Source organism: Streptomyces sp. NPDC002324, assembly GCF_053593335.1.
Window position 1 is genome coordinate 103,153 of record NZ_JBSFCF010000026.1, and the last position, 21,391, is coordinate 124,543.

General features: G+C 72.3%; 14 protein-coding genes. 8 read left to right on the top strand and 6 right to left on the bottom strand.

The window, feature by feature from the left end:
- Positions 1-22: 22 nt before the first annotated feature.
- A complete protein-coding gene (locus ACWCRJ_RS29230; RefSeq protein ID WP_450942112.1) occupies positions 23-904 on the bottom strand; it encodes a putative hydro-lyase in 882 nt (293 codons plus the stop codon).
- A complete protein-coding gene (locus ACWCRJ_RS29235; RefSeq protein ID WP_450942113.1) occupies positions 901-2,220 on the bottom strand; it encodes an MFS transporter in 1,320 nt (439 codons plus the stop codon). Before ACWCRJ_RS29235 ends, ACWCRJ_RS29230 begins: the two co-directional genes overlap by 4 nt.
- Before the next feature lie 171 nt (positions 2,221-2,391).
- Between ACWCRJ_RS29235 and ACWCRJ_RS29240 the strand changes: the two genes are divergently transcribed.
- The 4 genes from ACWCRJ_RS29240 to ACWCRJ_RS29255 all read left to right on the top strand — a co-directional run bounded on the left by ACWCRJ_RS29240 (position 2,392) and on the right by ACWCRJ_RS29255 (position 10,740).
- Positions 2,392-3,087: a GntR family transcriptional regulator gene (locus ACWCRJ_RS29240; RefSeq protein WP_450942114.1), complete on the top strand. Its 696-nt coding sequence runs from the start codon at positions 2,392-2,394 to the stop codon at positions 3,085-3,087.
- Positions 3,088-3,176: 89 nt separating this feature from the next.
- Complete coding sequence (locus ACWCRJ_RS29245; protein ID WP_450942115.1) at positions 3,177-4,700, top strand: hypothetical protein; 1,524 nt, start codon at positions 3,177-3,179, stop codon at positions 4,698-4,700.
- Positions 4,701-4,836: 136 nt separating this feature from the next.
- Positions 4,837-5,715, top strand: coding sequence for a hypothetical protein (locus tag ACWCRJ_RS29250; RefSeq protein ID WP_450942116.1), 879 nt, complete (start codon positions 4,837-4,839; stop codon positions 5,713-5,715).
- 180 nt (positions 5,716-5,895) lie between these two features.
- Complete coding sequence (locus ACWCRJ_RS29255) at positions 5,896-10,740, top strand: hypothetical protein (RefSeq protein WP_450942117.1); 4,845 nt, start codon at positions 5,896-5,898, stop codon at positions 10,738-10,740.
- 71 nt (positions 10,741-10,811) lie between these two features.
- Here the strand turns inward: ACWCRJ_RS29255 and ACWCRJ_RS29260 are convergent, their stop codons facing one another.
- The 4 genes from ACWCRJ_RS29260 to ACWCRJ_RS29275 all read right to left on the bottom strand — a co-directional run bounded on the left by ACWCRJ_RS29260 (position 10,812) and on the right by ACWCRJ_RS29275 (position 16,520).
- Positions 10,812-12,362 carry a GMC family oxidoreductase gene (locus ACWCRJ_RS29260; RefSeq protein ID WP_450942118.1) on the bottom strand — a complete coding sequence of 517 codons (1,551 nt, stop codon included), beginning with the start codon at positions 12,360-12,362 and terminating at the stop codon, positions 10,812-10,814.
- Positions 12,363-12,433: 71 nt separating this feature from the next.
- Positions 12,434-14,026: an APC family permease gene (locus tag ACWCRJ_RS29265; RefSeq protein WP_450942119.1), complete on the bottom strand. Its 1,593-nt coding sequence runs from the start codon at positions 14,024-14,026 to the stop codon at positions 12,434-12,436.
- Positions 14,027-14,201: 175 nt separating this feature from the next.
- Positions 14,202-15,668, bottom strand: coding sequence for an aldehyde dehydrogenase family protein (locus ACWCRJ_RS29270; RefSeq protein ID WP_450942120.1), 1,467 nt, complete (start codon positions 15,666-15,668; stop codon positions 14,202-14,204).
- 300 nt (positions 15,669-15,968) lie between these two features.
- Positions 15,969-16,520, bottom strand: a complete 552-nt coding sequence (locus ACWCRJ_RS29275) for a hypothetical protein (RefSeq protein ID WP_450942121.1) — start codon at positions 16,518-16,520, stop codon at positions 15,969-15,971.
- A 418-nt stretch (positions 16,521-16,938) separates the two neighbouring features.
- Here ACWCRJ_RS29275 and ACWCRJ_RS29280 point away from each other — a divergent pair, with 418 nt between their 5' ends.
- The 4 genes from ACWCRJ_RS29280 to ACWCRJ_RS29295 are packed head-to-tail and all read left to right on the top strand — an operon-like array spanning position 16,939 to position 21,318.
- Positions 16,939-19,815, top strand: a complete 2,877-nt coding sequence (locus ACWCRJ_RS29280; RefSeq protein WP_450942122.1) for a nitrate- and nitrite sensing domain-containing protein — start codon at positions 16,939-16,941, stop codon at positions 19,813-19,815.
- On the top strand, positions 19,812-20,249 hold the full coding sequence (locus ACWCRJ_RS29285; RefSeq protein WP_046912834.1) for a roadblock/LC7 domain-containing protein: 438 nt from the start codon (positions 19,812-19,814) through the stop codon (positions 20,247-20,249). Before ACWCRJ_RS29280 ends, ACWCRJ_RS29285 begins: the two co-directional genes overlap by 4 nt.
- A gap of 9 nt (positions 20,250-20,258) precedes the next feature.
- Positions 20,259-20,654, top strand: coding sequence for a DUF742 domain-containing protein (locus ACWCRJ_RS29290; protein WP_005485618.1), 396 nt, complete (start codon positions 20,259-20,261; stop codon positions 20,652-20,654).
- A 58-nt stretch (positions 20,655-20,712) separates the two neighbouring features.
- Positions 20,713-21,318, top strand: a complete 606-nt coding sequence (locus ACWCRJ_RS29295; RefSeq protein ID WP_450942123.1) for a GTP-binding protein — start codon at positions 20,713-20,715, stop codon at positions 21,316-21,318.
- Positions 21,319-21,391 lie beyond the last annotated feature (73 nt).

The following is a 21,391-nucleotide window of genomic DNA, read 5'->3' on the forward strand; positions in this document are numbered from 1 at the left end:
GTGCCATTCTCCTGCTTGTTCGTCAGAGGACGCGGTACTGCTCGTCGCGGGCGTCGGTCAGGAACATCTGGCCCGGTGCGTGGGTGATCGCGAACGGCGGGCGCGAGGCGGTCACCACGGCCTGCGGGGTCACGCCGCAGGCCCAGAACACAGGGATGTCGTCCGGCTGCGCGTCCACCGGATCACCGAAGTCGGGGCGGGACGGATCCGTGATGCCGAGGCCCGCCGGATCGCCGCAGTGCACCGGGCCGCCGTGCACGGCCGGCAGCAGGCTGGTCTCCCGGATCGCGGTGGCCAGGTGTTCGGGCGGCACCGGACGCATCGACACCACCATCGGGCCGCGCAAGCGCCCGGCGGGCCGGCACGGGCGGTCGGTGACGTACATGGGGACGTTGCGGCCCTGCTCGATGTGGCGCATCGGCACGCCCGCCCCGGTCAGTGCCGACTCGAAGGTGAAGCTGCACCCGATCAGGAACGACACCAGGTCCTCCCGCCAGAGGTCGACCACGTCCGTCGGCTCGGCCGTCAACTCCCCGTGTTCCCAGACCCGGTAGCGCGGCAGATCGGTGCGCAGGTCCGCGCCCACGGCGAGCGGTGTCGTCCACGCGCCCGCGTCCGTCACGTCGAGCACGGGACACGGCTTGGGGTTGCGCTGACAGAACAGCAGCATGTCGTAGGCCCAGTCGGCGGGCACCGAGATCAGGTTCGCCTGCGTGTGGCCCGCGGCGACCCCGGCGGTGGGGCCGGTGACCCCCGAACGGAACGCGGTGCGTGCCCTCTCGGGGGTCCACGCGTGCGCGTGCGGGTCGACGGAGGCCAGGGGCGGGTCGTGCGGGGCGGGAGCCGCCGGGCGGTTCCGGGGGGTGCGGGCCGCGGGGCGGCCATCGGTCGTCATGCGGTTCACACGAGTTCCTTTCCGCGCGTCTCCGGGAGGCCGAGCAGGGCCAGCGCCGCCAGGCCGTAGCCGAGCGCGCCGAAGACCAGTGCGCCGCCCACGCCCCAGCTGTCGGCGAGGAAGCCGACCGTGGTGGGGAAGACGGCTCCCACGGCCCGCCCGGTGTTGTACGTGAAGCCCTGTCCGGTGCCCCGCACGGCCGACGGGTACAGCTCGCTGAGGAACGAGCCGAAGCCGCTGAAGATCGCCGACATGCAGAACCCCAGCGGGAAGCCGAGCACCAGGAGAAGGGTGCCGGCGCCGCTCGGGATGTTCGCGTACGCCAGGATGCACAGCGCCGATAGCACGGCGAACAGCCAGATGTTCCGTCGGCGGCCCAGCAGGTCCGTGAGATACCCGCCGGTCAGATAGCCGATGAAGGCCCCGGATATCAGGAACGCGAGGTAGCCGCCGGTGCCGACGACCGACAGGCCCCGCTCCGTCTTGAGATACGTGGGCACCCAGGTCGCCAGCGTGTAGTAGCCGCCCTGGACGCCGGTGGAGAGCAGCACCGCGAAGACCGTGGTGCGCAGCAGACCGGGCGAGCCGGCCGTGCCCCGCCGGAAGATCGCGGCGAACGAGCCCTTCTCGGCGCTCCTCTCCCGCGCGGCGGCGGCCTGCGGGGCGTCCTCGACCGAGCGCCGCACCCAGATCACGAGCAGCGCGGGCAGCGCGCCGGTCCAGAACATCACGCGCCAGGCCAGGTCGTCGTCGAGGAAGGAGAAGACGGTCGTGTACACGATCACGGCCAGGCCCCAGCCGACCGCCCAGGAGCTCTGGATCGCGCCGAGCGTACGCCCCCGGTGCTTGGCGCTCGCGTACTCGGCGACCAGGATCGCGCCGACCGCCCACTCACCGCCGAAGCCCAATCCCTGAAGGGCACGGAAGACCAGCAGGGTCTCGTAGTTGGGCGCGAAGCCGCAGGCCACGGTGAACACCGCGTAGGTCACCACGGTGATCATCAGGGCCTTGACCCGCCCGATCCGGTCGGCGAGCACGCCCGCGGCGGCGCCACCGATCGCCGAGACGACCAGGGTGACCGTGGTGAACAGCCCGGTCTGGCCGTTGTCCAGGCCGAAGTAGGCCGTGAGCGCGACCATGCTCAGCGGCAGCGTGAAGTAGTCGTACGAGTCGAGCGCATAGCCGCCGAACGCACCGCCGAAGGCGCGGCGGCCGCGCGGGCCGAGGGCGCGCAGCCAGCCGAACGCGCCGTCGTCGAAGGCCGGTGGGGCCGTGTCGGGCTGGGGTGCGGAGGTCGGGACCGGGGAGGGAGGGGTCGTACTCATGGGCACCTCGCGGTGAGGGGGAGAGTGCGTGAGACAGGGAGCCGGGCCGGGCCGGAACGTGTGGCGCCGAGCGTCGAACGGAGGGGCGCCTGTCCAGCAAGGTAGAGGATCGTTGAACGATCCTTCAATACCTATGTTGTCTCGTTCTCGGGTCTGCGATTGAATTCCGGCATGGCCGCCGAACTGACCGGACTTGCCGACGACCGCGCCCTCCTGGGCCGCACCAGCACCGCCGAGCGGGTTTCGGACATCCTCCGCAGCCGGATCGCGGAGGGCTTCTTCCCACCCGGGACTCGACTGTCCGAGGACAGCATCGGCGGCGCCCTCGGCGTCTCCCGCAACACCCTCCGCGAGGCGTTCCGCCTGCTCACCCACGAACGGCTCCTCGTCCACGAGCTCAACCGCGGAGTCTTCGTGCGGGTGCTGACCGTCGAGGACGTCGAGGACATCTACCGCACCCGCCGCCTCGTCGAGTGCGCCGTGGTACGCGGTCTCGGAGCCCCGCCGTACGGCCTCGACCGGCTCGCCGAGGCCGTCGCGGAAGGACAGCGGGAAGCCCGCGAGGACGACTGGAAAGGCGTTTCCACCGCCAACATCCACTTCCACCGCGAACTGGTCGCCCTCGCCGGCAGCGCCCGCACCGACGAACTGATGCGCAGCGTCTTCGCCGAACTCCGGCTCGCCTTCCATGTGGTGGACGATCCGCGCGAGCTGTACGAGCCGTACCTGGCGCGCAACCTCCTCATCCTGCGGACCCTGCAGCGGGGGGAGCCGGACGAGGCCGAGCGGCTGCTGGCGGCGTACCTGGACGACTCGCTGAAGAACCTGGTCACGGTGTACGGGCGACGGGTGGCCGACGTCTCCTGAGGCGACGCCCGGCTCGGCCGGAGGCGTCCCGGCCCCGCCCGGCGGAACGATTTGGGTCGTTGTCAGACCCAGGACCTAGTCTGTGCACCGTGACTTCACCCGCATCGACGGACAGCGTTCCGCCCCGGCCCGGCGTGGGGCCGCGCCCGGCACCGGGCCCGGCCGCCGACGAGGGTCTGGCGCGGCGGCTGCGCGCGCTCGCCTGCACCGCGCCGCTGCACGACCTGGACGCGCGCAAGGCGAACCTCGCCGGTGAGTACTCGGTGTACGGCATGGCGGAGGTCGCCCTCGCCGCCATCGACCTGGTCACCCTGAACATGGACTTCGACACGGGCGCGGACCACGACCAGATCGTCGCCCGCCTCATCCCGCGCATCGCCGCCCAGGCCCCGCGGCGGCCCGTCGAGGAGCACGAGCGGGTGGCCCGCTGGGTCCTGGAGAACCTGATCAACGTCGGCAGTGTCGACCGCGGCTTCCGGGCCGTGTACGGGACGTTCGCGTCCGACGGCACCTACGTCCGCCGCGACTACGACTTCAAGCTGATCGAGGAGGTCCCCGGCTACGGCGGCGGGGTCTACCTCCGGACGACCGACGAGGCCGTCAACGTCCTGGTGGGCGCCCTCGACACCGATGTCACCAGCGCCCAGATCGCCGCCGAGGTCAAGCTGGAGGTCCTGATCAGCCGGGGCCGGCTCGCGGACGCCCAGCTCGCCGCCGAGCAGGCCCGCTACCGGACCGTGCAGTACTCCGAGACCCTGCGCAGGGCACTGGACGCCACCCGGCGCAACGTCCGGGCGGTCGACTGGCTCCGGACCGTGCCCGACATGATCGCCGAGGCGCTCGACCACGTCGCCGACCGCTACCGCCACGAGAACGCGATCCTCACCAACATCCGCAAGGCGCGCGACGAGTCCGAGGAACCCGAGCACAAGCGGCGCGCCGCCGAGCTCGTGGACATCGTCAAGGACTGCATCCGCCGCCACACGCAGTTGCAGTCCCGACTGCTGGAGGCCGGTCCGCTGTTCCGCGCGGAGCAGGACCGGCAGGCCTTCGCCACACCGATGACGACCTCGGGGACGGACCTCTACGGCCATCTCCTCGCGCCCCTGCTTCCGCTGCCCGTGGAGGAGGCCCGGCGGGTGACCGACGCGTTCTTCGCGCGCGGTACGGGCCTGCGCACGCCGGGGTCCGTGCGGGTCGGGGATCTCGTCGAGCTGCTGTTCACGCCCCCGGTGGAGCGGGAACACCTCGGGGCGGAGATGCCCGAGCCGGATCTGATCGCCACACCCGACGACAGCCGGTTCAGCGAGGAGCAGCTGGCGGCGGCGAAGCACCTGCTGGATCTGCCGGCGGACGCGCCGCGTCGGCTGTCGGGGCTGTTGGCCGAGGCACGCCTCCATGATCCCGAACTGCCCTATCTGGTGGCCCTGTTGGCGGTCCACGCGGCCAGCCCGCCCGTCGGTACGGCCTATCGGCAGGGCGAGGAGAAGCTGTTGTTCGCCGTGGACGACGGGGTGGAGCTGGACGATCCCGAGTTCGGCGGGGCGGATCTGATCGTGGGGATGGCCCTGCTGGATTCCGCGGGGATGGCGGCGGACAGGGAGGCGGCATGAGGACGCCGCCGGGGTTCCGGCCGTCGTTCGTGTGCGGGTCGTCCGTGGCTGATCGCGCGGTGCCCCGTGCGGTGTACCGCGCCCCTGGAGAGTCGCTTGCCGTACCGCCTGGTGATGAGATCGAGGAGTTCCTGCCGTGAGTGAGCATGTCGAGTGGAGTGAGCCGGAGACGGCCGCCGCTCCGGTGGCTGCCGCCCTCACACCCGCCGATGCCGCCGACGCCGCCCGGCTCGTCGCCTTCGGGCTGCAGCCGAAGCTGCAGCCCGCCCGTGACCAGGAGTACGGAGAGCTGTTGCGGCGGTACCGGGAGGATCCGGGGTTCGCGCGCCTCGCCGATGCCGTGGCCACCGGGCTGGGACTGGTGGTGCTGGAGGTGTCACCGCGGGCGGGCATGGCGGTGACGGCGGCCGAGGACTCCGTCTTCGCCGTGCGGATGGGGGACTACGCACGGCGGACGGCGGCGGACTCGGTGGACCGGTTCCTGCACGGACTGGCCCATCTGGCCGTGGCCGCCATGGCGTTCCCCCGGCCGGAGGACCTCGCGGACGACGGGTACATCGGGCGCGTGTCGGTCAACGGCGTCGACGCCTTCGTCCGCCAGGCCTGCCGCCGGCTGGAGGAGCGCGCCGAGGAACAGGGCGAGAACACCGACCCGGCGACCGACGCGCCGGGCCTGGAATCGGCCTGGCGGACCTGGGCGAGACGCAGCTCCACCGGCGCCACCAAGGACGCGCGCCGCCTGGCCGGGTCCACCACCGGCATCATCGGCAAGGCGGTGGGCTTCCTGACCGATTCGGGGTTCCTGCAGCGCACCGGAGACGACAACGGCGGTACGTACCGGACGACCGCGCGTTACCAGCTCCAGGTGCGGGACATGGCGGGCAGCGCCGCGATGGCCGAACTGCTGGAGCTGGGCATCGTGCCCGTCACCGACGGCTCGGCCACGCTGCTGCCCGCCGAGGACACCGACGATCTGGAGCTGGTGGCCGACGCCGGCCTGCCGTTCCACTCCTGATCGCGCCCGATCGGTCCCCCTCGCTCCCGGATCGCTTCCGAGTCGCTCCTGAGCACCACGACCACCCGCCCGCCCCTACGACCCCGCCCGACGTCGGCCCGCCGTCACGACCGCACCGCACGAACCAGCCTGACGACCGCACCGCACGAACCACCCTTACGACCGCGAAAGTCCGCCGCCATGTACGAGCTGTCCCGGGTCCGCCTCTACTCCATCGGGCCGGCCGGTGCGCGTTACGCCGACACCGTGCTGGATCTGCGGGGTGTCGGCGCTCACGTGCCCGACCCCGCGCCGCAGCAGGCGGAGTTCTTCGAGGACGAGCCCACCGGGCCGCCGCGCCGGCCGGCACCCGCCGGTGTCCTCTTCCTGGAGAACGGCGGCGGCAAGTCCGTCCTGCTCAAGCTGATCTTCTCGGTGATGCTGCCGGGCCACCGCAACACCCTGGGCGGCGCAAGCTCGGGTGTGCTGCGCAAGTTCCTGCTGGCCGACGACTGCGGGCATGTCGCCCTGGAGTGGCAGCACACGCTGACCGGCGAGTGCGTCGTCGTGGGCAAGGTGAGCGAGTGGCGGGGCCGGCAGGTCTCCGGCGACCCGCGGAAGTTCGCCGAGGCCTGGTACTCCTTCCGGCCCGGTCCGGGGCTGAGCCTCGACAACCTGCCCGTGGCCGAGTCCACCACCGTTCGCCCGCCCGTCGAGGGCGCCTCCGGCGCGCAGGGCCGGCGGCGGACCATGAAGGGCTTCCGGGACGCCCTCACCGAGGCGGGCAAGGCGTATCCGCACCTCGAAGTGCACTGGGAGGAGATCCACGACCGCTGGAACGAGCATCTGACCGACCTCGGTCTCGACCCGGAACTCTTCCGCTACCAGCGGGAGATGAACGCCGACGAGGGCGAGGCCGCCGGACTCTTCGCGGTGAAGAAGGACTCCGACTTCACCGACCTGCTGCTACGGGCCGTCACCGACACCCGGGACACGGACGGGCTCGCCGACCTGGTCGGCGGGTTCGGCGACAAGCTCGGGCGGCGGGCGGAGCTGATCGCCGAGCGGGACTTCACCGCGGGGTCCGTGGATCTGCTGGGCCGGATCGTCGAGGCCGCCGAGGGCCGCGCACGGGCCCGGGACATCCACGCGGGAGCCGAGCGGCGCACGCGCACCCTGGCACGACGCCTTTCGGCGCGGGCCACCCGGGAGCGGCTGCGGGGCACCGACCTCGCCCAGCGGACCACCGCCGCCGCGTACGCGGTGACCCACTGCGAGGCGGCCCGTGACCGCAGCGCACTGATCGCGGCCGAACTCGCCTACCGACACGCCTCGTTGGCGCTGGCCGCCGCCGAGAAATCGGCCGCCGCGCAGAAGCGGGAGCTGGCCGACGCGCGCACCCTGCACGCGGCCTGGCAGGCCGCCGAGGCCGTGCTCAGGCACCGGGCCGCCGCCGACCGCGTCGCCCGAGTGGCAGCGGCCATCCAGGAAGCCGAACGGGACGCCGCCCCCGCGCTCGCCGCCCGCGCCAAGGCCGCCGTCGACCTCGTCCGCGCTCTGCACGCCGCCGCCGAGAGCGCCGAGAACCTGGCGAACGAGGGTGAGGAGAAGTCGGCCGCCCTGCAAGAGGTCGGTGAGGCCGCCCACCGGGACGCGACCGTCGCCGCCACCGAGGCGCAGCGCGCCCGCAGCGAGGTCGGGCACCTCAGGCAGCGGCTCGGCGAGGTCGAGCAGGAGACCGCCGAGGCCGTCCGCGCGGGCTGGCTCGACGACACCGCGCCCGACGCCGACCCGGCCCGCGCCGCCCTCGCCGCGAGCGACGCCGAGAAGACGGCCGTGGCCGCCTGGGACACGGCGCGCGAGGCTTCGCGCCGCGCCTCCGAGCACGCCCGGGAGGCCGCCTCCGCCGAGTCCCGCGCGGAGCTGACGGCCGCCCGCGCGGAGGACGCGGCGACCGCCGCCCAGCGGGCCTACGACGGCGAGCGCCGCACGGCGGAGGCCCTGGCGGGGGAGGAGCGGCTGGCGGAGCTGCTGAGCCTGCCGGGTGCATCCGGCCGGGGGGCGGGCGGCGTGCCGGGGCCTCGCCGGGGCGGGGCCGAGGCCGACGCCGACAGCGGTGCCGACGACGCCACGCGGGGCGCCCCGGGCCACGTGGGCGGCACGGAGGGCCCGGCCGGACCTGCCCCCCTCGGCTCGGGCGATGTCACCACCGGCGCCGTCGGCCGGGCCGACACGGCGACCGGGGGGAAGAGCGTCTCCGTGCCCGCCGCCCGCGCCCGGCGCTCCGCGGCCGACGCCGTCGCACGCGAACTCGCCACCGGCCCCCTCACCCCCGAGGAGCTGGACCGCTTCGCCGACGAACTGCGCGAACTCCTCGACGACAACGTGACGTCCGCCGAGCGCCACCTCTTCGAGCTGCGCACCGCCGCGGCCGACGACTCCCGCATCCTGGGCGCCCTCGGCGACGGCGGGCTGCTGCCGCCGGGCCCCGACGTCCTGGCCACGGTCGAGTTCCTCGGCGAGCACGGCATCCCGGCCCTGCCCGGCTGGCGCTACCTCGCCCAGGCCGTGGACCCCGTCGACCACGCGCGCGTGCTGGCCGCCCGCCCGGAGCTGGTCGACGGCGTGATCATCACCGACCCGGCCTCGCACGCCCGGGCCCGCGAGGCACTGAGCGAGGCGGCACTGCTGCCGAGGTCCGCCGTCGCCGTGGGCACGGCGGCCGCGCTGCTGGCCCCGACGCCGCCGGTCGACGCGGGCGACGCCTCCTCCTCCGACGTGTTCCTCGTCCCGCCCAACCCGGCCATGCACGACGAGCACGCCGCCGACGAGGAGCGCCAGACGCTGCGCGCGCGGGCGACCGAGCGGGACGAGGAGATCCGCCGGCTGGCGGCCCGGCTCGGCAAGGACCGGGAACTGGCGGCCCGGCTCTCCTCGTGGCGCACGGGATGCCCGGCGGGCAGACTCACCGAGCTGGCCGTTGCCGCGCGGGAGACACGGGCGTTCGCCGAGGAGGCCGAGGCGGAGCTCTCGGAGGCACGGACCGTCCGGGCCGAGACCGAGGAAGCGGCGGCCGAGGCGGCCCAGGTGCGCGACGAACGGCAGGAGGCCGCACAGAAGGCCCGCCGCGCCGCCGACGCCCTCGCCGGACTCGCCTACCGGCTGCGTGAGCGGGCCGGCTGGCAGGTCAAGCTCCGCGAACTCGCCGACGAGGCCGCCGAGTCCGAGGCCCGCGCCCAGTCGTGCCTGGAGCGCGCCCGCGCCGCCGACGAGGACCGCCGCGCCACCCAGCGCGGCGCCGACGACGCCCGCCGTACGGCGCGTGCGCTGCGCGCCGAGCGCGCGGAGATCGCGGGCGCCCCCGACGACGTACCGGAGAGCGACCCCGACGCGCCGAGGCACCCTCTCGCGGCCCTCCGCGAGGCCTACCGCGCCGCCTCCCAGGTCTACGAGAAGGTCGGCGTCGGCGCCGACCTGCGCGCCGAGCAGGCGCGGGCCGAGAGCGACGAGAGTTCCGCGATCGCCGAACTCGGCCGGCTCACCAACAAGGTCCGCAACCGCGCCGAACAGCTGCTGCAGTCCCCCGACGGCTCCGACGCGCCCTCCCGGCAGGCCGCCGTCGCCCGCGCCGAGGAACTCGTCCAGCTCCTGGAGAGCCGGGTGTCCCTGTCGAGCGAGCAGCTCGGGCGGCTGCGCGGCGAGGCCGAGCGGCACGCCCCCGAGGACGGCGACGCGCACACCGAGCTGCCCGAGGACCTGCTCCCGCGCGACGCCGAGCACGCCCAGGCCCTGCTGCGCACGGCCACCGCCGAACTCGCCTCCCGGGCCGAGGCGCTGACCGGGGCCCGCGAGACCCACGCCGAGCTGCTGGAGTCCCACCGCGCGGCCGAGGACGCGGCCGGCGGCTTCGACGAGACCGCCGCCCTGCTCCGGGACCTCCTGCGTGACCACTCCACGGACGACGACCAGGAGGAGCCCGAGCCCTACCCGGGCGGCCCCGAGGAGGCACGCAGGGCCGCCGCCGAGGCCCGCCGCTCCCTGCGCGGCTGCGCCGCCGACCTGTCCGCCGCCGAGGGCTCCGTACGCGAGGCCAGTGACATCCTCGTGCGCCACGCCAACTCCACGCGCTACGAGCAGGTCCGCACCCCCGCCCGCCAGCAGATCCGCGAGCTGCCCGCGGCCTCGCTCCCCGAGCACGCCCAGAAGTGGGCCGACGCGTTCGCGCCCCGCCTCAGGGTCCTCACCGACGAGCTGGCCCAGCTGGAACGCAACCGGGACTCGATCGTCGACCGGCTGCGGGGCCTGGTGGAATCGGCCCTCGCCACGCTCCGCTCCGCCCAGCGGCTGTCCCGGCTCCCCGAGGGCCTCGGGGAATGGTCAGGCCAGGAGTTCCTGCGCATCCGCTTCGAGGAGCCCGACCAGGCCACCCTCACCGAGCGGCTCGGCGAGGTCGTCGACGAGGCGACCCGCGCGGCCGTGAAGAAGAACTCCGACATGCGCCGTGACGGCATGTCCCTGCTGCTGCGGGGTGTCGGCGCCGCGCTCCGGCCCAGGGGCATCGCCGTGGAGATCCTCAAGCCGGACGCCGTGCTGAGGGCCGAGCGCGTCCCCGTCGGGCAGATGGGCGACGTCTTCTCCGGCGGCCAGCTGCTCACCGCGGCCATCGCCCTCTACTGCACGATGGCCGCGCTCCGCAGCAACGACCGGGGCCGGGACAAGCACCGCCACGCGGGCACGCTGTTCCTCGACAATCCCATCGGCCGTGCCAACGCGACCTACCTGCTGGAACTCCAGCGCGCCGTCTCGGACGCGCTCGGCGTCCAACTCCTCTACACCACCGGCCTCTTCGACACGACCGCACTGGCGGAGTTCCCGCTGGTGATCCGCCTGCGCAACGACGCCGACCTGAGGGCGGGCCTGAAGTACATCAGCGTGGAGGAACACCTCCGCCCGGGACTGCCCAAGCAGCCCCAGGCGGGGGAGGCGGCGCACACGGAGATCACCGCGACACGCATGTACAAGAGGCCCACGCCAACCGGGCCCTGAAGGGGCGCGGGGAACTGCGCGACCAGCCACAACGGACCCGCAGTCGCCCGCGTCCCGAGCCACTCCACTCCTTAGGCATCGGCCTTCAACAGATCCGCGCACTTCTCGCCGATCATCATCGTCGTGATGCACGGATTCACCGTCACCAGATCCGGCATCACCGACCCGTCCGCGACCCGCAGCCCCTCGATCCCCTTCACCCGCAGTCGCGCGTCCAGCGGCGCCGAGGCGTCGTCGTCCGCGCCCATCTTCACGGTGCAGGCCGGGTGGTAGACGGTGTTGTGGGTCTTCTGGATGTAGTCGAGCAGTTCCTCGTCGCTCCGCACGTCGGGCCCGGGCGCCAGCTCGGCCCCCGCCCAGCCGCTCAGGGCCGGCTGCGCCGCGATCTGCCGGGCGAGACGAAGGCCGTACGTCATCACGCGCACGTCGTGCTCGTGCGTGAAGTAGCGCGGGTCGACCTTCGGCTTGTCCCGGTAGTCCCGGGTGCGCAGCCGCACGGTGCCCCGGGACTTCGCCCGCGTCACGTTCGGCGTCAGACAGAACGCGTTCTCGGAGGTCGGGTAGCCGTGGCGGGCCGTGTTCATGTCGAACGGCACGGACCCGTAGTGGAACATCAGGTCGGGCCGGTCCAGGCCCGGTTCGGTGTCGTAGAAGATGCCCGCCTCCCACCACTGGTTGGACTCGGTGGGCATCGGCTGGGCGGCCTCCCACATGATGACGCCCTCGGGGTGGTCCTGGAGGTTCTCGCCGACGCCCGCCGAGTCCACGACCACGTCCACGCCCACCTCGCGCAGCTGTTCGGCGGGGCCGATGCCGGAGAGCATCAGGATCTTCGGGGTGTCGATCGCTCCGCAGGAGACGATGACCTCACGGCGGGCACGTACCGTCCGGGTGTGGATGAGGTCCGGGTCCAGATACTCGGCGCCGACACAGCGACGCCCCTCCAGCACCAGCTTCTTGGCGCGGACCCCGGTGCGTACCTCCAGGTTGGGGCGCCTGCCCATGATCGGGTGGAGGTACGCCACCGAGGAGGACTGCCGGATGTTGTTCTCGTCGGAGTTGATCTGGAACCAGTTGGCGCCCCGCACCACCGTCGTCCCCGTGTTGAACGGCGTCGTCGGGATACCCGCCTGGACGCACGCCTCCAGCAGCGCGTTGCCGCACGGGTCCTCGCTCTTGATGGTGCGCAGCTTCACCGGCCCTGAGCGCCCGTGGTGGTCGCCGGGCGCGTCGTTGGTCTCCAGGCGCCGGTAGAGCGGGAAGAGGTCGGCCGCGGACCAGCCCGTACAGCCCGCGGCCGCCCAGTCGTCGAGGTCTTCCGCCGGCGCCCAGAACGCGATGCACGAGTTGTGGGAGGAGCAGCCGCCGAGGACCTTCGCCCGCGCGTGCCGCATGAAGCTGTTGCCGCTGGCCTGCGGTTCGACCGGGTAGTCCCAGTCGTAGCCGGACTCCAGCAGGCCCATCCAGCGTTCCAGTTTCAGGACGTCGTCGTCGCCGACGTCACTGGGGCCCGCCTCCAGTACACATACCGTGACCGACGGATCCTCGGAGAGTCTGGCCGCGACGACGTTTCCCGCGGTGCCGCCGCCGACCACGACGTAGTCGAATTCGTCTGCCTTCATGGGGTCGACCTCCTGCGTTGCTGTGCTGCCGTGCCGTTGTGCTGTGTCGGACTGGGGGAGGAAACCGGCTGTCAGTCGCCCGCCGGGGCGGCGACCGGGGCGGTGGGCGGTACGGGCGGTGACGTGTGCCCGGCGTCCGCGACCACGCGGTGCTCGGCGAGCACACCGGTCCTGTGCCGCTGGATGAACCAGTAGTAGGCGAAGCCGCCGCCGGCGATGATCCCGACGAAGAGGACCGCGCCCCACTGCAGATACCAGTGGAACGGGGCGGCCGCGTTGTAGACCGCCGCCCTCGGCCAGATCAGGTTGAGGGTCATGCCCGCGCCCCACACGACGGCGAGGATGTTCACGACGATGCCCCAGCGGCCCAGGGAGAACCTGCCGTCCCCGGCCGGCTGCCACGTGCCGCGCAGTCGTGCCACGAGCATCGGCACGGTGACGCCCAGATAGGCCAGGTAGATCATGATGATGCCGATGCTGGTCACCACGGTGAAGATCTGCGGCTGGCGGATGTTGACCACGAGGATGCTCAGCGCCAGCACACCGATGATCACGGTCGGCAGCACCGGCGTCTGGAAACGCGGGTGGATCTTGGCGAGCTTCGAGGAGGCGGGCAGGTTGTTGTCCCGGGCCATGGCGAAGGTCAGCCGGACGGCGGCGGTGTGCACGGCCAGGGCGCACACGGTGACCGCGATCAGGACGCACCACAGCATCGCCTTGCCGGCCGTCGGTCCGAGCACGTTGAGCACGACGTACTGCAGACCGTCCGTGGACAGCTGCTCGCCCTTCAGGCTGGAGACGCTCATCAGCGCCAGCAGCAGGATCAGACCGCCGAGGAGGAAGGAGGCGATGATCGCCCGGATGATGGCGCGCGGCGCGTTCCGGGTCGGGTCCAGGGACTCCTCACCGAGCGAGGCTGCCGTGTCGAAGCCGTACATGACGTACGCGGACGCCAGCGAGGCCACGAGGAACGCGCCCAGGTACCCGTTGCCGTACGCGTCGCCGGTGCCGTTGGTCTCCATGACCACCTGCGGGCCGCGGGTGATGTGCACGGCGAACAGCACGATCAGGACGACGGTGGCGATCAGCTCGATGAACACGCCCGCCGTGTTGATCCGGGCCATCAGCTTCACGCCGAAGGCGTTCACCGCGGTGGTGAAGAGGATCAGCACCGCGGCCAGGATGACCGCGTTTGTCGCCACGTCGTACTTGCCGGTGCCGTCCCCGACGAACTGGAACACGTCGGAGATCTGGGGCAGCGTCAGCTGGTAGGCCAGCGCGACCGCCGCGATCGACACGATGGAGGCGGTCAGCATCATCCAGCCGGCGAGCCAGCCCAGATGCGGATTGCCTATCTTCTTCGACCAGTTGTAGACCGAGCCCGCGACCGGGTAGCGGGCCGCCAGCTCGGCGAAACAGAGCGCGACCATGAACTGGCCGACGAACACCATCGGCCAGGACCACCAGTAGGCGGGGCCGCCACTGGCGAAGCCGAAGTAGAAGAGCTGGAAGGTGCCGGTGAGGATCGAGATGTAGCTGATCCCGGCGGCGAAGGTGTGGAAGTTGCCGAGCGTGCGCTTGAGTTCGGGCTTGTAGCCGAACTCGGTCAACTCGGTGTCGTCGGAGGTGTTCTTGGGGCCGGTGGGTTGCTCGATGGTCGTCATGAGCGGACTCCTGGTGGGCCTTGGGGAGGAGGGGGAGCGGCTCCTGCGGGTGCCGGAAGGGCGGGGGAGAGCGTGGTGCGGGGGGAGAGGGAGCGCCCCGTGAGCGCGCGTGAGGAGGAGGGGGCCGTCAGGCCGTACGGGGCCGCGAGGGCGCCGTGTGGGAGAAGGGGCGGAGCTAGGCGAACCAGCCCTGCGGCGCGGGGGCCGTGTTGCGCCAGATGTGCTTCGCCTCGCGGTACTCGGCGAGCCCCGCGGGCCCGAGTTCGCGGCCGAAGCCGGACTGCTTGTAACCGCCCCACTCGGCCTGCGGCACGTACGGGTGGTAGTCGTTGATCCAGACCGTGCCGATCCGCAGCCGGGCCGCGACCCGCTGTGCCCTGGCCTCGTCGGTCGTCCAGACGGCACCGGCCAGGCCGTAGATCGTGTCGTTGGCCAGCCGTACCGCATCGTCCTCGGTGCTGAACCGTTCCACCGTCAGCACCGGCCCGAACGACTCGTCCTGGACCACGGACATCGTGCTCGTGCACTCGTCCAGGACAGTCGGCAGATAGTAGAAACCCTGGTCGTAGGCGTCGCCGCTCGGTCGCTCGCCACCGCAGCGCAGCACCGCGCCCTCGGCGACGCCCCGGGCGACGTACTCCTCGACCTTCGAGCGGTGTGCCGCCGAGATCAGCGGACCGGTCTGCGCAGACTCGTCGAAGGGGCCGCCGAGCCGGATCTCCTTCGCCCGGCGGACGACCTCGTCGACGAACAGGTCGTGCAGCGAGTCCTCCACCAGGAGGCGGGCGCCCGCCGAGCACACCTGCCCCGAGTGCAGGAAGACCGCGGTCAGCGCCATGTCGACGGCCGCGTCGAAGTCGGCGTCGGCGAAGACGATGTTCGGGTTCTTGCCGCCCAGCTCCAGGGCGACCTTCTTCACGCTCGCGGCGGCGTTGGCCATGAGCCGGCGCCCGGTCTGCAGTCCGCCGGTGAAGGAGACCAGGTCCACGTCCGGGTGCTCGGAGAGCGGGGCACCGGCCTCCGGGCCCGCGCCGAGGACCAGGTTCGCCACGCCCGCGGGCACCCCGGCCTCCTCCAGGAGGCGCATCAGGTGGATCGCGGTGTGCGGGGTCAGCTCGCTCGGCTTGAGCACGAAGGTGTTGCCGGCCGCGAGCGCCGGGGCGACCTTCCAGGCCGTCTGGAGGAGGGGGTAGTTCCAGGGGGTGATCAGCGCGCACACACCGACCGGCTCGTACACGACCCGGCTGTCGACGCCGGCCTGGCCGGTGTCGACGACCCGTCCGGTCTCGGCCGTGGCCGCGCGTCCGAAGTAACGGAAGCAGTTCGCGATGTCGTCGATGTCGTACTCACTCTCCACCAGCCTCTTGCCGGTGTCGAGGGACTCGGCGCGGGCGAGCGCGTCCTTGTCGCGTACGAGCAGGTCGGCCACCCGCAGCAGCAGGTCACCGCGGTCGGCGGGTGACGTGCTGGGCCAGGGGCCCTCGTCGAAGGCGCGGCGTGCGGCCGTGATCGCTTCGGCGGTGTCCTTCGCTCCGGCCTCGTCGACGACGGCGACCAGGCTGCCGTCGGCGGGACAGCGGATCTCGCGCGTCCGTCCGTCGAACGCGGATCGCCACGCTCCGCCGATGAAAAGTTCGGGCATGTCTCGTTCCTCCTGGTCAGCGCCGTGCGGCAGGCGCCCTCGCGGCTGTGCGTCTAACCGGAAGACCGCGTTCTATGCCCAAGAGAAGGTTAAATGTGACGGTCGGCACGCCTGGTCGGGAGCCTGGGCTGCCGAGGAACCGGCCCGGTGGGACCAGCGCACCACCCTTCCGGCACCATCGCGATGCCATGGCCGAACGCGGACGCTCGCAGGTTTCGGCGAGGGGGCGCAGGCGGTGAGAGAGCAAGCGGGGTGGGCCCACGCCTGGCATGGGCCCACCCCGCCGACCTACGCGTCGTCCTACGGGTGCGACAGCTGCCCGGCGCCACCGCGTCGGCGTATCCGGGCCTGTGCGCGCTCCGTCGCCCGTGCCTCGCGGCGGGCCCGCCGCCGCTCACGGCGCAACGAGCGCGCCGTGCTGCTGGGCGCCGAGATCACGCCGTTGCGCTGGTTCCACACCTGGCGGGTCACCCAGACGTCCAGCACGCCCCAGGTCGCCGCGATCGCGCTCGCCAAGGTGCTCAGCACCATGGGGAACGCCGGCCACGAGTCCGCCAGCGTGCACAGGACCGCCACCATCGCCTGGACCAGGGTCGCCGCGATGATGAGGACCGCACGCACCGCCGCCGTCCGCACCGGGTCGGGCAACCGCCGCCTGCGCGCCGGTTCCTCGATCCACAACGGCCGGTAATGCACCCGTTCTTCGTCGCCACGGGCGGAGAGCCCCCGTACCTTCACCGCGATGCTCTCCCCCGTCAGGAGGCCGCGCTCCGGTTCCTGAGCGCTTCGCGCCGCCCTCTCGGGCGTCGCCGCTCCGTCCCCGGGCGCCATGCGCCGCTCCGCCGTGCCCATCAACTCGTCACTCCCCACCGCCGGTGGACCAACAGATCCGGATCGCGAGACCCGGCCCCCCACTGGTGCCCGACTTCCTCTGATTTACGCCGCCTGGGAGCGTCGTGCGTGGCCTGTGGCCCATTCCGCCCCCGATTCCCGTACAGAAAGACGATCGACGTGCGCCGAAGATTCCCGTGGAACGCAAAAATCCGGCCAACCGGCCAACTTCCCCGACGGGATGCCATGGGTTCAACTGCCGGACGGAGGGAGGCAATCTCCCCCAAAGGACGGACAACTCCCCCTGTCCGGTTCACCTTGGGTGCGGAGCAGGTGCCTCCGGCGCTTCGAGATAGGTGTGAGTCGGTAGTAGGCTCACGCCGTTTGTTGACGCACATGTGTGCCCCCGGGCCTGGCGGGGGTCGAGCTGGGGGAGGCCATGCGCTTTCGCGGGAAATCGATCCGCCGGAAGATCGTGGCGCTGCTGCTCGTGCCCCTGGTGGCGCTGACCGGTGTCTGGACGTTCGCCACGGTGCTGACGGGCCGTGAGGCGAGCGACCTCTTCAGGGTGGCGGACATCGTGGAGGAGGTCGGCTTCCCGACCGAGGACACCATCCGTGTGCTCCAGCAGGAGCGCCGCCAAACCCTCGTGTACCTCGCCGACCCCCGGGCCTCCGGTGCGCTGAAGGCGCTCGACCGCAGCCGGTCCGCCACGGACGCGGCCGTCGACGAGTTCCGCGAGCACGCCCAGAAGACCGACCTGCGGGACGAGATGGGCGAGACGACCTCGCTGCGGCTCACGGCCATCCTGGACGCCCTCGACGGCCTGCCGTCGCTGCGTACGACCGTCGAGAGCGGCACCGTCAGCGCCGCCAAGGCCCTCGGCCACTACAACGACCTCGTCGACCCCTGCTTCACCCTGCTGTCCAACCTCCCCGCTCTCGACAGCGTGGAGATGGACAAGCAGGGCCGCGCCCTGATCAACGTCGGCCGGGCCCGTGAACTCCTCTCCCGCGAGGACGCGTTGCTCAGCTCCGTGCTCGTGGCGAACCGGATCACCAAGGAGGAGATCCGCGACTTCTCCGACCTCGTGGCCCAGCGCACCCTGCTGTACGAGATCAGCCTGCCGCAGCTGCCCGCGGCCGAACGCGACCGCTTCCACCGCTACTGGCGCAACGCGAACACCGCACCCCTGCGCTCGGTCGAGCAGGGCGTCATCGCCTCCGACCCCGGCCGGCCGAGCGGGGTCACCGCGAAGACCTGGGACAGTGCCGTCGAGCCCGTCCTCTCCGATCTCCGCGACCTCAGCGTCGAGGCGGGCGACCGCTACCAGGACCGCGTCAGCCCACTGGCCACCAGCGTCATCCTCAAGGCGGCCGTCGCCGGAGTCCTCGGCCTCTTCGCCCTGCTCGTCTCCCTCTTCATGTCCGTGCGCATCGGCCGGGTCCTCATCCGCGACCTGCGCCGGCTCCGCCAGGAGGCCCACGAGACCGCCGGGGTGCGACTGCCCAGCGTCATGCGCCGGCTCGCCGCGGGCGAACAGGTCGACGTGGAGACCGAGGTCCCGCACCTGGAGTACGACAAGAACGAGATAGGCGAGGTCAGCCAGGCCCTCAACACCCTGCAGCGGGCGGCCGTCGAGGCCGCCGTCAAGCAGTCCGAACTCCGCAGCGGCATCTCCGAGGTCTTCGTCAACCTCGCCCGCCGCAGCCAGGTCCTGCTGCACAAGCAGCTCACCCTCCTCGACACCATGGAACGCCGGACCGAGGACACCGACGAACTGGCCGACCTGTTCCGCCTGGACCACCTGACGACCCGTATGCGCCGCCACGCCGAGGGCCTGGTCATCCTCTCCGGAGCGGCCCCGTCCCGGCAGTGGCGCAAGCCCATCCAGCTGATGGACGTGGTCCGCGCGGCCGTCGCCGAGGTCGAGGACTACGAGCGGATCGAGGTGCGCCGGCTGCCCCGGGTCGCCGTGACCGGCCCCGCGGTCGCCGACCTCACCCACCTCGTGGCCGAACTCCTGGAGAACGCCACGGTGTTCTCGCCCCCGCACACCGCCGTGCAGGTGCTCGGTGAGCGCGTCGCCAACGGCTTCACCCTGGAGATCCACGACCGGGGCCTCGGCATGTCGGCCGAGGCGCTCCTCGACGCCAACCTCAAGCTCGCCGAGACCCCCGACTTCGAACTGTCCGACACCGACCGGCTCGGTCTCTTCGTGGTCAGCCGGCTCGCCCAGCGGCAGAAGGTCCGCGTCTCCCTCCAGCCCTCCCCGTACGGCGGCACCACGGCCGTGCTGTTCATCCCCGACGCCCTCCTCACCGACGACGTCCCCGACACCAACGGCATCGGCTTCCGCCTCGACCGCGCCCACCCCACCCGGGAGGCCGAGCTGGAGGACGAGCGCAACGCGGCGCTCTCCCAGGTACCGGTGCGGCTCCCGGGCCTCTCCGCCGCCATCCTCGACGGCCCGGTGGAGCTGGAGGCCCCCGTCGACCGGGAGCCCCTGGTCGGCTTCCCGGGCGCCCTCGGCGACGAGGACGCCGAGCGGGGCCGTCTGTTCCGGCCCCGGCACTCCCTCACCGGTGTCGCCGACGAGCACCAGCAGCCGACGCGCGACGGCGAAGCCCGCCCGGCGCCCCTCACCGACCCCGACCCGACGCTCGGCCCGGTACCGCTGCCCCAGCGCCGGACCCCGCATCTCGTCAGCTCGCACGGCCGTTCGGTGGCCGGTGCCAGGCCGAGGCACGCGGAGGACGAGCCGGAGCAGGGCCGTACGGCGGGCGCCGGTCCGATCGCCGACACCAGGCCGCTCAGCGCCCTGCGCGGCGACCGCGCCGAACCGCCGGCCCACCCCGGGGCCGACCGCCACGGGCCCGCCGGCCTCCCCGGCGGACACCGCGCCGACCCCCTGGCCCCGGGCGGGTACGAGGGCCCCGCCCTGCCCCAGCGCCGCCGTACGACCCCCGAGGGCGGCGCGGCCCCGATGACCTCGCGATACGGCTCGGGCGAGCCGACCCCGCGTGCGGACACGACGACCGACCAGGCAGAATCAGCACCGAGCCCGCTGCCCCGTCGCGTCCGACAGGCCAACCTGGCACCGCAGTTGAAGGACGGCCCCGACCGGCGCGCCGAACGCGAGAGGTCCCGTTCCGCGGGGCGCCCGGAGCCGACCGAACGCGACGCCGACGAGGTACGCAGCCGTATGGCCTCGCTCCAGCACGGTTGGCGGCGCGGCCGCGAGGAGAACGCCGAGGGCGACGACGCCCAGGACGTCTCAGCACCACGAGGAACGACTAAGGGGGACGGTCGATGACCGCACCGAAGGCCGAAGGGCACACCGCGACCGGCACGTCCGGGGAGCTGAACTGGCTCCTGGACGACCTGGTCCAGCGCGTCGCCAGCATCCGCAAGGCGCTCGTGCTCTCCAGCGACGGACTGCCCACGGGCGTCTCCGCCGACCTCACCCGGGAGGACAGCGAGCACCTGGCCGCCGTCTCCTCCGGGTTCCACAGCCTCGCCAAGGGCGTCGGCCGCCACTTCGAGGCGGGCAGCGTCCGCCAGACCGTCGTGGAACTCGACGAGGCCTTCCTCTTCGTCACGGCCGCCGGTGACGGCAGCTGCCTCGCCGTCCTCGCCGACGCCGACGCCGACATCGGCCAGGTCGCCTACGAGATGACCCTCCTGGTCAAGCGGGTCGGCGTGCATCTGGGCTCCGCCCCGCGCGCCGATGTGCCCCAGGGCGGGTAGTGGGACGGCATGAGCCGAGACGGTCAGGGAAGAAGCCACTGGTTCGACGACGAGGCCGGACCAGTGGTGCGTCCGTACGCGATGACGCGCGGCCGGACCAATCACGCGATCCAGCACCGTCTCGACCTGATCGCCGTGGTCGTCACGGAACCGCACGTCGACGACCCGGAAGAGGACCACTCCCTCTCCCCTGAGCACGTCCGTATCGTCGAGCTCTGCCGTGACACTCCCCAGTCGGTGGCCGAACTGGCCGCCGATCTGGACCTTCCCGTCGGGGTCGTCCGCGTCCTCGTCGGAGACCTCGTGGACGAGGAACTCGTCCATGTCACCCGTCCCGTCCCGCCCGCCGAGCTGGTCGACGAGAGCATTCTGCGCGACGTGATCAACGGCCTCCGGGCGCTGTGAACAGCACGGAGAGCGGAGTGGATACGTGACAGCCAACCATCCAGCAGGAGAAGGACCGATGATCCTCGGGCGCTCTGAGCGCGGCACACCACCGGTCGAGCCCGTCACGCTCAAGATCCTCGTCGCCGGCGGTTTCGGCGTGGGCAAGACCACCTGCGTCGGCGCGGTCAGCGAGATCAAGCCGCTGCGCACCGAGGAGGTGCTCACCGAGGCGGGCCGCCCGGTCGACGACACCAGCGGTGTGGAGAACAAGACCACCACCACCGTCGCCATGGACTTCGGACGCATCACCCTCCGCGAGGACCTGGTCCTGTACCTGTTCGGCACCCCCGGCCAGGACCGCTTCTGGTTCCTCTGGGACGAGCTCGCCTCCGGTGCCCTCGGTGCGGTGGTGCTGGTGGACACACGCCGTCTTGAGGACTGCTTCGCCGCCGTCGACTACTTCGAGCGGCGCTCCATACCCTTCGTGATCGGCGTCAACTGCTTCGACGACGCCGCGCGTTACCCCGCCGAGACCGTCCGGCAGGCCCTCGACCTCGATCCCGAGGTGCCGATCGTGCTCTGCGACGCCCGCCGCCGGGACTCCGTCAAGGACGTCCTGGTCTCCGTCGTCCGGCACGCGATGCGGTACGCGACGGACCACCGCCAGCCGGCCACCACCTGAAGCACGGCCCGTACCCCCGCCGACCGGGGTACGAGCCGTGGCCTCATGACACGCGCGCGTGGACCCACGGTCC

What these genes read in the sequence shown, in the direction of transcription:
- ACWCRJ_RS29235 (WP_450942113.1), bottom strand. Translation starts at nt 2,220, where the DNA reads ATGAGTACGACCCCTCCCTCCCCGGTCCCGACCTCCGCACCCCAGCCC.
- ACWCRJ_RS29240 (WP_450942114.1), top strand. Translation starts at nt 2,392, where the DNA reads ATGGCCGCCGAACTGACCGGACTTGCCGACGACCGCGCCCTCCTGGGC.
- ACWCRJ_RS29255 (WP_450942117.1), top strand. Translation starts at nt 5,896, where the DNA reads ATGTACGAGCTGTCCCGGGTCCGCCTCTACTCCATCGGGCCGGCCGGT.
- ACWCRJ_RS29260 (WP_450942118.1), bottom strand. Translation starts at nt 12,362, where the DNA reads ATGAAGGCAGACGAATTCGACTACGTCGTGGTCGGCGGCGGCACCGCG.
- ACWCRJ_RS29265 (WP_450942119.1), bottom strand. Translation starts at nt 14,026, where the DNA reads ATGACGACCATCGAGCAACCCACCGGCCCCAAGAACACCTCCGACGAC.
- ACWCRJ_RS29270 (WP_450942120.1), bottom strand. Translation starts at nt 15,668, where the DNA reads ATGCCCGAACTTTTCATCGGCGGAGCGTGGCGATCCGCGTTCGACGGA.
- ACWCRJ_RS29275 (WP_450942121.1), bottom strand. Translation starts at nt 16,520, where the DNA reads ATGGGCACGGCGGAGCGGCGCATGGCGCCCGGGGACGGAGCGGCGACG.
- ACWCRJ_RS29280 (WP_450942122.1), top strand. Translation starts at nt 16,939, where the DNA reads ATGCGCTTTCGCGGGAAATCGATCCGCCGGAAGATCGTGGCGCTGCTG.
- ACWCRJ_RS29285 (WP_046912834.1), top strand. Translation starts at nt 19,812, where the DNA reads ATGACCGCACCGAAGGCCGAAGGGCACACCGCGACCGGCACGTCCGGG.
- ACWCRJ_RS29290 (WP_005485618.1), top strand. Translation starts at nt 20,259, where the DNA reads ATGAGCCGAGACGGTCAGGGAAGAAGCCACTGGTTCGACGACGAGGCC.
- ACWCRJ_RS29295 (WP_450942123.1), top strand. Translation starts at nt 20,713, where the DNA reads ATGATCCTCGGGCGCTCTGAGCGCGGCACACCACCGGTCGAGCCCGTC.